Origin of the sequence: Streptomyces sp. NPDC047000, from assembly GCF_040644295.1 — a bacterium.
GTDB lineage: Bacteria > Actinomycetota > Actinomycetes > Streptomycetales > Streptomycetaceae > Streptomyces.
Map to the genome: position 1 here is coordinate 39,378 of NZ_JBEYWE010000001.1, position 12,962 is coordinate 52,339.

A 12,962-nucleotide genomic window follows, 5' to 3' on the forward strand; every position below is an offset into this window, starting at 1 on the left:
CGGACCCGGTGACCGGGTCCGGGACGCCACCGTCGCACTCCGGTGCGTTCAGCTCATGCGTACCAGCACCGTCCCGCTGTACCTGCGCTCGAGCAGGGCGACGAACGCCGCCGGCAGTCGGTCGGTGCCGCCCTCGACGACCGTGTGGGGGAACACGATGCGTCCCTCCCGCAGCCACGGGCCGAACCGCGCGTTCCAGTCCTCGATCTGGTCCGGCGTGTGCAGCGTGGCGAAGCCGCGCAGCGTCAGGTCCTTGGTGATGGCCGACATCAGCGGCAGCCGCGGGCTGCCGCCGTCGCCCCCGCCGTGCTGCCCCGACAGGGCGCCGCACAGCGCGAACCGGGCGCCGCGGGCCGCGACCTGCACCGCCGCCTCGAACTGCTCGCCGCCCACGTTGTCGAAGACCACGTCCAGACCCTCGGGCGCCAGCTCGGCGAGCTGGTCGGCCACCGGTCCCTCGTGGTAGTCGAAGGCGGCGTCGAAGCCCAGCTCGTCCACCAGGAAGTCGATCTTCTCCTTGGAGCCCGTGCTGCCGATGACGCGCTTCGCGCCCCGCAGCCTGGCGATCTGCCCGGCCAGCGCGCCGACACCGTTGGTGGCGCCCGACACGAACACCGTGTCGCCCTCGCCGACGTCGGCCGTGCCGACCATGCCGTGCCAGGCGGTCGGCCCCTGGGACAGGAAGTACTCCGGCCCCGGCAGCAGCGCGCGGTCCCGCTTGAAGAACCCGCGGGCGTCCCCGGTCGCGTACTCGCGCCAGCCCAGGAAGTGCTCCACGAGGTCACCCACGGCCAGCAGGTCGCTGTTCGACGCGACGACCGTGCCGACGGTACGGCCCCACATCGCCACACCCGGCAGGAAGACCGGGATCGGCAGCTTCGTCGCGGGGTTCATCTGGTCGCGCGCCACGGACCCCAGCGTCATCCAGTCGTTGCGCACGACGACCTCGCCCGGGGCGGGCGCCGACAGCTCGGCCTCCCCGAACTCGAAGTGGTCCAGGGTCACTTCGCCCTCGGGGTAGGCCGCCAGGCGGACCTCCCTGCTGACGGCGGGAAGCTCGACGCTGCTCATACGGTGCTCCTTCTCAGGTGAACGGGGAGGCTGACGAGGTTGTGGTTCACGTCGCCGGCCCGCCACAGCAGCTCGCTCTCCGGCACGGCCAGGCGCGCGTCGGGGAACCGGCGGGTCAGCTCCTCCAGCGCGACGGCCAGCTCCACCCGGGCCAGCGGCGCGCCCAGGCAGCGGTGGATGCCGTGGCCGAAGGCCAGGTGCGGGTTGTCCGTCCGGCCGAAGTCCACGGTCTCCGGGTCGGGGAAGACCGCCGCGTCGCGGTTGGCGGAGGCGAAGGAGAGGAAGACGGCGTCGCCCGCGGGGATCGTCGTCCCGCCGATCTCCACGTCCTCGGTGGCGATCCGCGGCAGGCCCGAGGTGTCGTTGCCGGTCAGGTTGACCGTGCGCAGCAGCTCCTCCAGGGCGGCGGGCACCTCCTCCGGACGCGCGCCGAGCCGGTGCCACACGTCCCGGTGGCGGTCGAGCAGGGTGAGGACGAAGTTGGAGATCTGCCCGGCGGCCGAGTCGAAACCGCCGCCCAGCAGGGTGTAGCCGAGGCCGACGAGTTCCCCGAAGTCGAGACGGTCCTCGCCGTCGCGCGCGGTGATCAGCGCGGACAGCACGTCGTCGGCGGGCGCGGACTGCTTGCCGGCCACCAGCCCGGCGATGTAGGCGCCGAGGTTCTCGCGGCCCTCCACGGCCAGCTCCTCGGGTCCGGACACATCGGCGAACTGCCGTACCCAGGTGAGGAACCGGTCCCTGTCCTGCTCCGGGACGCCGAGCAGTTCGCAGATGACCCCCATGGCCAGCGGCGCGGCGAAGCCCTCGACGAGATCGACCGCCGTACCGGCCGGTTCCTTGTCCAGGGCGTCGAGCAGCCGGCCGGCCAGCTCGCGCACCCGCGGACGCATGCCCTCGATCCGGGCGGGCGAGAACGCCTGCTCGGCCAGGACGCGCAGCCGGGTGTGGTCCGGCGGGTCGAGCGAGATGATCATCCCGGGCGGTGCCTGGAACAGGCCGCTGAACTTCGGGGCGTCGGGCGCGTAGGAGGCTGCCCGGCTGAACCGGGTGTCGTCCAGCACCGTCCTGATGTCCTCGTGGCGCGTCACCAGCCAGGCGTGACCGCCGCCGCTCCAGCGCACACGCACCACGGGACGTTCCTCGCGCAGCCGCGTGAAGATCGGGTCCGGACCCCGGTAACTCGTGTCCGGGAAGGGGAAGTCGGGCAGTTCGTCACTCACCCCGGTGGATCGGGCGGTCATGGCAGTGCCTCCGGAAATCGGGAGCCGGGAGAACTCGGGGTCGGGATCGGGGTTGTGAAACGGGGCCGACGGCGACGGACCGCGGTGGTGGTCCGCGGTGGTGCGCCGTGGCGCGGCCGTCAGGTCAACGGGGCCAGGAACGAACGCAGTTCGCCGACGAGCAGACCGGGCTGTTCGAGCGCGGGGAAGTGGCCGCCGTGCTCGTGGTCGGTCCAGCGCCGCAGATCGGTGAACCGGTGCTCGCACCAGGCGCGCGGCATCCGGCCGTCCTTGGGGAAGAGGGAGCAGGCCGTGGGCACGTCGACCCGGCCCAGCGCCATCTTGTTGTGGCTCTCCCAGTAGATCCGGGCGGACGACGTGGCCGTCCCGGTCAGCCAGGTGACGGTCACGGCGTCCAGCAGCCGGTCGCGCGGGATGACCTTCTCCACGTCACCGTCGTGGTCGCTCCACGCCCAGTACTTCTCGATCATCCAGGCGAGCTGACCGGCGGGCGAGTCGGACAGCCCGTACCCGAGCGTCTGCGGCCGGGTGGCCTGGAGCACCGAGTACGCGCCCTCGTTCGCCTGGAACTCCTTCAGCGCGGCCAGGCCGGCGAGGTCGCGCTCGTCCAGTTCGACCTGCTCCTGCGGCGGCCTCGCGAAGGGCATCGCGAGGTGGATGCCGGTCAGGTGCTCCGCGTCGGTCTCGCCCAGGATCGCGGTGAGGAACGAGCCCCAGTCGGTGCCGTGGGCCGCGTACCGCCCGTAGCCGAGCCGGCGCATCAGCTCCGCCCACGCGGCGGCGGTGCGCTCCACGGTCCAGCCCGTCGTACGCGGCTTGTCGCTGAACCCGAAGCCGGGCAGCGACGGGCAGACCACGTGGAAGGCGTCGGCCGGGTCCTCGGGGTCCGTCAGCGGGCCGATCACGTCCAGGAACTCGATGACGGAACCGGGCCAGCCGTGGCTGAGCAGCAGCGGCCTGGCGTTCTCGTGCCGGGACCGGACGTGCAGGAAGTGGATGCCGAGCCCGTCGATCTCGGTGCGGAACTGGGGCAGGGTGTTGAGCCGCGCCTCGGCCGCCCGCCAGTCGTAGCCGCTGTGCCAGTACGCGGCGAGCTCCCGGAGGTAGGCCACGGGCACGCCCTGCGACCAGTCGTCGACGGTCTCCTCGTCCGGCCAGCGGGTCCGGGCGAGCCGCTCACGGAGATCGGCGAGGTCCCGCTCCGGGACGTCGACACGGAAAGGAGTCGGTGCGGTGCTCATGCGTCGTCCTCCTGGGCTGCCGGGGGCTCCTGGCCCGCCGGGGGCCGGGGTCCCGGCCTCGGCGACACGCTACGGACGGTGGCTGGAGCGCCGGTCGACCGTGCCCCCGGTGCGCCGTACGCCCCGGGAGAGGCGGCCCCGGCCGGGGTCACCACGTCACGGGCAGCTCCCACAGCCCGTAGATCACCGCCCCCTCCTTCCGAGGGATCTCCAGGAAGGGCTTGGCGAGCCGGAGGGTGGGGACGCGCTGGAACAGCTTGCTCCAGACGATCTCCAGTTCCAGCCGGGCGAGGTCGGCGCCGATGCAGTGGTGCACGCCGTGCCCGAAGCCCAGGTGCTTGCGGCTGCCGCGGGTGATGTCCAGCTTCTCCGGGTCCGGGAAGACCTCCGGGTCCCGGTTGGCCGCGAGACCCAGGCACAGGATGCCGTCGCCCTTGCGGATGACCTGGCCGCCGATCTCGATGTCCTCCATCGCCACCCGGGGCACCGCGGCGTCACCGATCGTCGCGAACCGCACCAGCTCCTCGACCGCCGGCCTGACCAGCGACGGGTCGGACAGCAGCAGTTCGAGCTGGTCGGGGTTCTCGAGGAGGCAGGCGGTGCCGAGCGAGATCTGGCTCGCGGTCGTCTCGTGGCCGCCGTTCATCAGCAGCCGGACCATGTTGAACAGGTCGCGGTCGGTGTACTCCTCGCCGGACGCCTCGTAGTCGGCCATCGCACGGCTCAGCAGGTCCTCGCCGGGCTCGCGCTTCTTCAGCTGGATGAGGTCGCTGATGTACGCGTTGACCTCGACGATGGCGGCCTGCCGCTCCTCGGTCGTGCTGTGACCGCCGAGCAGCGCGGTGCCGTGCTTGATGAAGAACTCGTGCCGGTCCTGCGGGATGCCCAGCAGTTCGCAGATGACCGTCATGGGCACCGCCAGGGAGAACACGCGGTGGAAGTCCACCACGGGCGTCATCGCCAGCAGCCTGTCGAGGTGGTCGTCGACGATCTCCTCGATGCGCGGCCGCAGCCGCCGCACCTGACGGGCGGTGAACGTCAGGGCCGCCTTGCGGCGGGTCTCGCTGTGCGCCTTGCCGTCGTAGCCGATGAACGACGTCTCCGTGCGGTACTCCGGCGGGGCGATGAAGTAGAAGGGGAAGTTGTCGTGCTTGCGGGACGCGCTCACCCGCGGGTCGGTGAGCAGGGTGCGAATGGTCTCGTAACCGGCGATCGTCCATATCCGCAGGCCGGATCCGGTCAGGGTGACCTGGGAGACGTCCTTCTCGACGATCTCCGCGTACTCCTTCGGCGGGGTGAACGGGCACTGCCGCCGGTAGGGAAAGGTGGCGGTCTCCGCCTCGGCGGCGCCCCGCTCCGTGGCACTGGTGGTCACGGTGAATCCTTCCTCGTCGGTGTTCCTTGCTGCTGTTCCGCGCTGCTTTTCACGGACGGACAGGAGTTCCCGCGACACGGTGTCAGCGCCGCCTCGGGCACAGGTGGAGTCCGTGCGGGGCCGCTCCAGAGGGCCCCGAGGACGGCTCCGGCAGCCGCCCGCAGCCTTGCGCGATGGCTATCGCAACGACGGAGGGCGGGTTCCGCGGAACCGGCCCGCTGAGCGGGCTGCGGGTGGTGGAACTGGCGGCGATCGGGCCGGTGCCCTTCGCCTGCATGGTCCTCGCCGACCTCGGCGCCGAGGTGATCCGTGTCGAACGGGCCGACGGGCGCCGCGCGTTCGAGCAGTGGCACCGGGAACTCGACCGGGGTCGGCACCGTGTCGCGCTCGACCTGAAGGACGCGGACGACGTGGCGGAACTGCTGCGCCTGGTGGACGGCTCCGACGTCCTCGTCGAGGGATTCCGTCCGGGTGTCGCGGAACGGCTCGGCATCGGACCGGACGTGTGCCTCGGCCGCAACCCGGCCCTGGTCTACGCCCGGATGACGGGCTGGGGCCAGGACGGGCCGCTGGCCCACACCCCCGGCCACGACATCAACTACCTGGCGCTGACCGGTGCGCTGCACGCGATCGGTGAGGCGGGCGGTCCGCCCGTCGTCCCGCTGAACCTGCTGGGCGATTTCGGCGGCGGCGCCATGTTCCTGGTCGCCGGCGTGCTCGCCGCGCTGTACGGCAGGGCGTCGACCGGCGCCGGACAGGTCGTCGACGCGGCGATCGTGGACGGGGTCGGCGCGATGCTCGGCATGCTCGTCGGCATGCGCTCCGCCGGACAGTGGCGGGACGAGCGCGGTGTGAACCTGCTGGACGGCGGCGCCCCGTTCTACACCTGCTACACCTGCGCGGACGGCGGTCACCTCGCCGTCGGCGCCCTGGAGGAGCGCTTCTACGCGGCCCTGCTGCACGGCCTCGGCCTCGACCCGGCGGCCCTGCCCGACCGCGACGACCCCGCCAACTGGCCCTTCCTGCGGCGGGAGTTCGCGAACCGGTTCGCCACCCGCGGCCGTGACCACTGGGCCCGGCTCTTCGAGGCCACGGAGGCGTGCGTGACACCGGTGCTGACCGCCGACGAGGCCGCCTCCCACCCCCACCACCTGGCGCGCGGCAGCCACCCGGCCGCCGCCGCACCGCGTTTCCGGCGCGCTCGAGCGGGACTCCACTGACGTCCGGCATCCTGCACCTCCGGTGCTGTGAGGCCGTCCAGCCACGTGTGGCGTTTTCTCCCAGGGCTCCTTCCGGTTTCTCCCCCAGATCTGAGAGGTACACCATGGCTATTTCCTCCGAGCAGGCTTCGCCCACGGAAACGGAGGTGACACCGGGCGAGAGCGCCCCGGCGGCTTCCGGCGGCGCGGCGGCGCCCGACCCGAAGCGGTGGATGGCCCTTCTGGTGCTGCTCGTCGCGGCGTTCATGGACATGCTGGACGGCACCATCGCCAACGTGGCGGCGCCCGCCGTGCAGCAGGGCATCGGCGGCGGCTACTCCATCATCCAGTGGGTGCTGGTCGGCTACCAGCTCAGCTTCGCGCTGATGCTGATCCTCGGCGGCCGTCTCGGCGACATCTACGGCCGCAAGCGGATGTTCCTGCTCGGCGTCGTCGGCTTCACCCTGGCCTCGCTGGGTGCCGGCGCCGCACAGGAACCGTGGCAGCTCGTGGCCTGCCGCATGGTCCAGGGCGCCTTCGCGGGCATCATGGTGCCGCAGATCCTGGCCATCATCCACGTCACCTTCTCGGCCAAGGAGCGTGCCGGCGCGTTCGCCATGTACGGGGGAGTGGCCGGTCTGGCCGCCGCCGTCGGCATGGCCGCGGGCGGACCGCTCGCCGAGTGGGACCTCTTCGGCCTCGGCTGGCGGATGATCTTCCTCATCAACATCCCCGTCGGCGTCCTGGGCATGATCTACGCCCCGCGCGTGCTGCGGGAGTCCCGGGCCCCGCACGCCCTGAAACTCGACGTCCGAGGCGTCGTCCTGGCGACGGCGGGCCTGCTCCTGCTGATCTTCCCGCTGCTCCAGGGCCGTGAACTGGGCTGGCCGCTGTGGGGCTTCGTGTCGATGGCGGCCTCGGTGCCGGTCCTCGCCGCGTTCGTCCTGTGGCAGCGGCGCCGTACGAGCCTGGACGGTTCACCGCTGGTGGAGCTGGCCCTGTTCCGCATCCGCAGCTTCTCCTCCGGCCTCGGCGTCAACCTCGCGTTCTACGTCGGCATCGGCATGTTCAACATCGGCTGGACCGTCTACATGCAGGTCGGCCTCGGCTGGTCGCCGATGCGGGCCGGTCTGACGAGCCTGTCGTTCTGCATCGGCGCGTTCCTGACCTCCTCGGCGGCGATGGTCGCCCTGGTGCCCAAGTTCGGCCGGAAGGTGCTCCAGGTCGGCGCGGTCGTCACCGTGACCGGCGCGCTGACCTTCCTGTGGGCCGCGGGCCACTACGGCAGCGGGATCAGCTCGTGGCACCTCGTGGTGCCGATGCTGCTGGTCGGCCTGGGCTTCGGCCTGATCGCCGCCCCGCTGCCGCAGATCGTGATCTCCGAGGTGCCGCAGAAGGACGCGGGTTCCGCCTCGGGCATCGTCCACACCAACGCCCAGCTCGGCTTCGCCGTCGGCGGCGCGCTCGTCAGCATCGTCTTCTTCGCCGGCCTCGCGGGCAACACCGGCTCGACGATCGACGACCAGGCCGCGCACCTGCGCAGCGACCTCGTCGCCACCGCGCACCTCACCCCCGGCCAGGCCGACACGACCGTCGCCGCCTACCGCGCCTGCGCGGTCGACCGGGTCGACGAGAAGGACCCGGCGACCGTGCCCGCGAGCTGCACCGCGGCGCCGCTGCGGGACCAGCGGGTCGCCCCGGTCCTCGCCGGCTACTCCAAGGACGCGACGGGTGTGTCCTTCGCCCTCAGCCTGAAGACCACCCTGTGGGTCTTCATCGGCGTCGTCGCCCTCGCCTTCGCGCTGATGTTCGCGATCCCGCGGCAGATGCGCCTGGAGGCGCCCGAGGACGAGGAGAACGAGGGCGGCAGGGAGCCGGAGGCCGCCCCGGCCTCCTGAACCTCCCGCACCGTCTGCACCACCCGCACGACACCGCACCACCTCCCGCGCGGCGGGACCGGAGGGGACCTGTGTCCCCTCCGGTCCCGCCGCGTCGTCGTCGGCCCGGTCCATCCGGGCTCAAGCCCTTCTCCGGGCCGTCGCCGGACGCTGGGCACATCCGAGAGCGGCCGGTACCACCGGCCCACAGAGCAAGGGAGGGGCGATGGCCGAGCGGAGCTTCCAGCTCTACGACACGACCCTGCGCGACGGTGCCCAGCAGGAAGGCATGACGCTGACGGTCGAGGACAAGCTCGCCGTCGCACGCGAACTCGACGGACTCGGCATCGGGTTCATCGAGGGCGGCTGGCCCGGCGCCGTCCCCCGGGACACGGAGTTCTTCCGCCGGGCCCGTACCGAACTCGCCCTGGAACACGCCGTACTGGCCGCCTTCGGGGCCACCCGCAGGCCCGGCGGCCGGGCCGCCGACGACCCGCAGGTACGGGCGCTGCTGGCGTCCGGGGCACCCGTGGTCACCCTCGTCGCGAAGAGCCACACCGGGCACGTCCGGGACGCGCTGCGCACCACTCTCGCCGAGAACCTCGCCATGATCGGCGACACCGTGCGCCACCTCGTGAGCGCCGGCCGGCGGGTCTTCGTCGACGCCGAGCACTACTTCGACGGCTACCAGCTCGACCGCGAGTACGCCCTCACCGTCGTCCGCGCCGCCGCCGAGGCCGGCGCGGAGACCGTCGTCCTGTGCGACACCAACGGCGGCTCGCTGCCCGACGAGGTGTCCTCCGTCGTCGCCGAGACGCTCGCCCTGACCGGTGTGCAGCTCGGCATCCACTGCCACAACGACACCGGCTGCGCCGTCGCCAACACCCTGGCGGCCGTGGACGCCGGCGCGGTCCAGGCCCAGGGCACCGCCCACGGCTACGGCGAACGGTGCGGCAACGCCGACCTGTTCACCGTCATCGCCAACCTCGTCCTCAAGCGCGGCCGGGAGATCGTCCCGCTGGAGCGGCTGGCCGCCCTGGCGGCGACCGGGCGTGCCGTCGCCGAGCTGACCCAGCTGCCCGGCGCCGCCGCCGCGCCGTACATCGGCGGCTCGGCGTTCACCCACAAGGCCGGGCTGCACGCCTCCGCCCTGCGCGTCGACCCCGACCTCTACCAGCACACCCGCCCGGCCCTCGTCGGCAACGCGATGCGCACGCTGGTCTCCGACATGGGCGGGCGCTCCTCCGTCGAGCTCAAGGCGCGCGAGCTGGGGTACGACGTGGAGGCGGGCTCCGACGCGGTGGCCCGCGCCGCGACGCGGGTGAAGGAACTGGAGAACGCCGGCTACAGCTTCGAGTCCGCGGACGCCTCCTTCGAGCTGCTGCTGCGCGAGGAACTGACGGGCACGCCGCGGCCCCGCCCGTTCGAGGTCGAGTCGTGGTCCGTCGGCGTCCTCGGGACGGGCGGCGACGAGGTGCGCACCGAGGCGGGCGTGGCCCTGCGGGTCGGGGGCCGGTCCGTGACGGCGACCGGCCGGGGCAGCGGCCCGGTCGACGCCCTCGACGCGGCGCTGCACGCGGCGCTCGACCCCTGCTTCCCCGCCCTCGCCCGGCTCCGGCTCGTCGACCACCGGGTGCGGGTCCTCGACGGCACCGCCGCCCGCGTCCTCGTCTCCTACCGCGACGGCGGCCGCCGCTGGAACACGGTCGGCGTGGACACGAACACGACCGCGGCAAGCTGGCACGCCCTGCTCGACGCGATCCACTACGCCCTCCTCGACACCGGCCCCACCCCCGACCACCGCGTCCCGGCGACCGCCACGGTCCCCGATCCCCGGCCCGGTACGACGGCTGCCGTCAGCCTCGGGGCCCTCGACCCCGCCACCGGCCCCGACCGGTTCCGCCCCTGACGGGCCCACGGCCGACGGCCCCGACCGGTTCCGTCCCGACCCCGCACACGGCCCCCGGCCCCGAACCGTTTCGCAGAGTGGGAGAGACAGTGCGTCTGGAAGACGTCTACATACGGGGGACCTCCACTCGGCTCCCCTCCCGCCTCCTGATCGCCGATGCCGTCGCCTCCGGGGCGTGCCCGCCCGCGACGGCCACCGCCACCGGTATGGAATCGGTGGCGTACTCGCCCGACGAGTCGGCCGCCGAGATGGCCGCCGCGGCCGCCCGTACCGCCCTGCGCCGGGCCGGTACCGACGGCGGCGACGTGGACCTGCTGCTGCACGCCGACACCTACCACCAGGGCCAGGACCTGTGGCCGGTCGCCTCGTACATCCAGCGCGAGACGCTCCGCAACACCTGCCCCGCCGTCGAGATCCGCCAGATGTCCAACGGCGGACTCGCCGCGCTCGACCTCGCCGCCGCCTACCTCCGCGCCGGCCACGGCCGCAGCGACGCCCTCATCACCACCGCCGACCGCTTCTGCGCGCCCGGCATCGACCGCTGGACCACCGACCCCGGCACCCCGTACGCGGACGGCGCCACCGCGCTGGTGCTCTCCCGGCGCGGCGGACACGCCCGGCTCGTCTCGCTGGCGCTGCACGCCGACCCCGAACTGGAGCCGCTGCACCGCGGGGACGACCCGTTCACCGAGGTGCCGTTCGGCCACCGCATGCCCGTCGACTTCGAAGCGGCCAAGCGGGCCTTCGTCGGCCGGGCCGGCATCTCGTACGCGATCACCCGGACCTACCACGGCCAGCAGACCGTCATCAAGCAGGCGCTGGCCGACGCCGGTTCCGAACTCGCCGAGGCCGACTGGGTGGTGCTGCCGCACTTCGGCCGCCGCCGGCTGACGTCCATCTACTACAAGCCGTTCGGCATCGACCCCGCCCGCACCACCTGGGACCACAGCCGCACCGTCGGACACCTCGGCGCGGGCGACCAGTTCGCCGGACTGGACCACCTGACCGTCTCAGGGCGGGCGGCACCGGGCGACCGGGTGGTCCTGGTCAGTGTCGGCGCCGGCTACAGCTGGGGCTGCGCCGTCGTCGACATCCTCGAACGGCCCTCCTGGGCAAAGGAGTTGCCCGTTTAGCCGGTCCGGCCGTCCCGCAGGGGCCGGTCCGCCCGGCGGGAGCCGGCGGTCCACCGTTACTCCAGTTCCGCTCCACCCGTTCATGCCAGCCTTGAGATCCGCCCTGTTGCGGACTGTCCGAAGGGAGGGTTTCGCCGTGGTGCCGACCGCTACGTCCGAGACCGAAGCACTCCATGTCACCGAGCACTCCATCACCGTGGCCGCGTCCGCCGAGACCGTCTACGCGCTGGTGGCCGACGTCACCGAATGGCCCCAGGTGTTCGGCCCCACGGTGCACGTCGAGGTGCTGGAGGAGGCCCCCGAGCAGGGCGGCGAACAGCTCCTGCGGCTCTGGGCCGTCGCCGGCGACAAGGTCCGCACCTGGACCTCGCGCCGCTTCCTGGACCCGGTGGGCCGCACCGTCACCTTCCGCCAGGTCGTCACCGCCCCGCCCGTCGCCGCCATGGGCGGCGAGTGGCGCGTGAGGGAACTGGAGGACGGCACCACCCGCGTCACGCTGCTGCACGACTACCGCGCGGTGAACGGCGACCCGGCCGCCGAGGAACTGATCGAGCGCGCCGTGGACGGCAACAGCCGCGCCGAACTCCTCGCCCTGAAGAACACCGCCGAACTCGGCGACGCCCGCGAGGAACTCCACTTCACGTTCAGCGACTCGGAGACCGTCTTCGGCGCGGCCGGTGACGTCTTCGCCTTCCTGGACCGCGCCGACCTGTGGCCCGAGCGGCTCCCGCACGTGGCCCGTCTCGACCTCACCGAGGACGAGCCCGGCATCCAGTACATGGACATGGACACCGCGAGCCCGGACGGCTCCACCCACAACACCACGTCGGTACGCGTCTGCTTCGAGGACCGCAACGTCATCGTCTACAAGCAGCTCAGGGTGCCGGTCGCGATGAGCGGTCACACCGGACGCTGGGTGATCGAGTCCCTCGGCGACGGCACCGTACGGGCCACCTCCTGGCACACCGTGACCCTGGACCCCAGCGGGGTGCGCACCGCGCTGGGCCCCGAGGCCACCCTGGCCGAGGCCCGCGCGCTGGTGCGCAGGGCGCTGGGCACCAACAGCTCGACCACCCTGCGTCACGCCAAGCAGTTCGCGGAGGAAGCGCGTGCGCAGTCGTAGGCAGGACGCACCCCTCACGGTGATCAACCGGTTCGAGGTCAAGGGGGACACCGAACGCTTCGAGCGCGCGTTCCGCGACCAGTCCCAGTACCTGCGCGGACGGGAGGACTTCGCCTTCCTGGTGACCGTCCGGCTCGTCGAGCGCCCCGACGTGTACGTGCACCTCGGGCACTGGCGGACCACCCGCGGCTTTCTCGACACCGTGCACGACGACACCTTCCAGGCCTACGTCAGGAAGCTCGGCCCCATGGTCGACGCCCAGGTGGACCAGGCCGTGAGCGTGGCTCGGGTGCTGCGGGAGAAGGCCGCGGTGGGCGGGGAGAACGTTGTCCTGCTCCGGGCCAGGACGTTCGGCGGCACCTCCGGCTTCGAGAAGCTGTTCGGACAGACGACCGAGTACTTCGAAGGGCTCGACGGCTTCGGCGGCAGCGACCTGCTGCGCTCGACGCTGCGCCCCGACCTGTGCACGGGCGTCCACTGGTGGCGCAGCACCGAGGACTGCGACCGGGCGCTGAGCGGCCCCGGCCACGCGGCGCTGCTCGAACGGATGAGGAGCACCGCGGACATCGAGGTGGAACGTACCCGGCACGTCGCGTACGAGTGCGTTCTTGCCTGACACGACGCGACGCGACGCCCCACCGGAGCCGGACCGGAGCGGGAGCCGGAGCCGGACCGGAGCGGGAGCCGGAGCCGGGGACCCGGACCGTGCCGGACACGGCCCGGCGGTCCCCGGCTCCGCCGCTTCCCCGCCGCTTCCGGCACGCGAGCCCGCTTCGAGCGGCCCGGCGCACGC

General features: G+C 72.6%; 10 protein-coding genes. 6 read left to right on the top strand and 4 right to left on the bottom strand.

Annotation, left to right across the window (positions count from 1 at the left end; all coding sequences use genetic code 11):
* Positions 1–48: 48 nt before the first annotated feature.
* From ABZ862_RS00185 to ABZ862_RS00200, 4 genes are all read right to left on the bottom strand, one after another.
* Positions 49–1,071, bottom strand: a complete 1,023-nt coding sequence (locus ABZ862_RS00185) for an NADP-dependent oxidoreductase (RefSeq protein WP_360949645.1) — start codon at positions 1,069–1,071, stop codon at positions 49–51.
* Entirely contained in the window at positions 1,068–2,312 is a 1,245-nt protein-coding gene (locus ABZ862_RS00190) for a cytochrome P450 (protein WP_360949648.1), read from the bottom strand. The genes ABZ862_RS00185 and ABZ862_RS00190 overlap by 4 nt, the downstream gene beginning before the upstream one ends.
* A 119-nt stretch (positions 2,313–2,431) precedes the next feature.
* Positions 2,432–3,553 carry an epoxide hydrolase family protein gene (locus ABZ862_RS00195; RefSeq protein WP_360949651.1) on the bottom strand — a complete coding sequence of 374 codons (1,122 nt, stop codon included), beginning with the start codon at positions 3,551–3,553 and terminating at the stop codon, positions 2,432–2,434.
* A gap of 148 nt (positions 3,554–3,701) precedes the next feature.
* Positions 3,702–4,928 carry a cytochrome P450 gene (locus tag ABZ862_RS00200; protein ID WP_360949654.1) on the bottom strand — a complete coding sequence of 409 codons (1,227 nt, stop codon included), beginning with the start codon at positions 4,926–4,928 and terminating at the stop codon, positions 3,702–3,704.
* Between the two features lie 173 nt (positions 4,929–5,101).
* On the opposite strand from ABZ862_RS00200, the gene ABZ862_RS00205 reads away from it, so the two are divergent.
* The 6 genes from ABZ862_RS00205 to ABZ862_RS00230 all read left to right on the top strand — a co-directional run bounded on the left by ABZ862_RS00205 (position 5,102) and on the right by ABZ862_RS00230 (position 12,785).
* Positions 5,102–6,148: a CaiB/BaiF CoA-transferase family protein gene (locus ABZ862_RS00205; protein ID WP_360949657.1), complete on the top strand. Its 1,047-nt coding sequence runs from the start codon at positions 5,102–5,104 to the stop codon at positions 6,146–6,148.
* A 104-nt stretch (positions 6,149–6,252) separates the two neighbouring features.
* On the top strand, positions 6,253–8,025 hold the full coding sequence (locus ABZ862_RS00210; protein ID WP_360949660.1) for an MFS transporter: 1,773 nt from the start codon (positions 6,253–6,255) through the stop codon (positions 8,023–8,025).
* 205 nt (positions 8,026–8,230) lie between these two features.
* On the top strand, positions 8,231–9,913 hold the full coding sequence (gene cimA, locus ABZ862_RS00215; RefSeq protein ID WP_360949663.1) for a citramalate synthase: 1,683 nt from the start codon (positions 8,231–8,233) through the stop codon (positions 9,911–9,913).
* Between the two features lie 89 nt (positions 9,914–10,002).
* Complete coding sequence (locus ABZ862_RS00220; RefSeq protein ID WP_360949666.1) at positions 10,003–11,046, top strand: ketoacyl-ACP synthase III family protein; 1,044 nt, start codon at positions 10,003–10,005, stop codon at positions 11,044–11,046.
* A 136-nt stretch (positions 11,047–11,182) separates the two neighbouring features.
* Positions 11,183–12,169: an aromatase/cyclase gene (locus ABZ862_RS00225; protein WP_360949669.1), complete on the top strand. Its 987-nt coding sequence runs from the start codon at positions 11,183–11,185 to the stop codon at positions 12,167–12,169.
* Positions 12,156–12,785, top strand: coding sequence for a hypothetical protein (locus tag ABZ862_RS00230; RefSeq protein WP_360949672.1), 630 nt, complete (start codon positions 12,156–12,158; stop codon positions 12,783–12,785). Before ABZ862_RS00225 ends, ABZ862_RS00230 begins: the two co-directional genes overlap by 14 nt.
* Positions 12,786–12,962 lie beyond the last annotated feature (177 nt).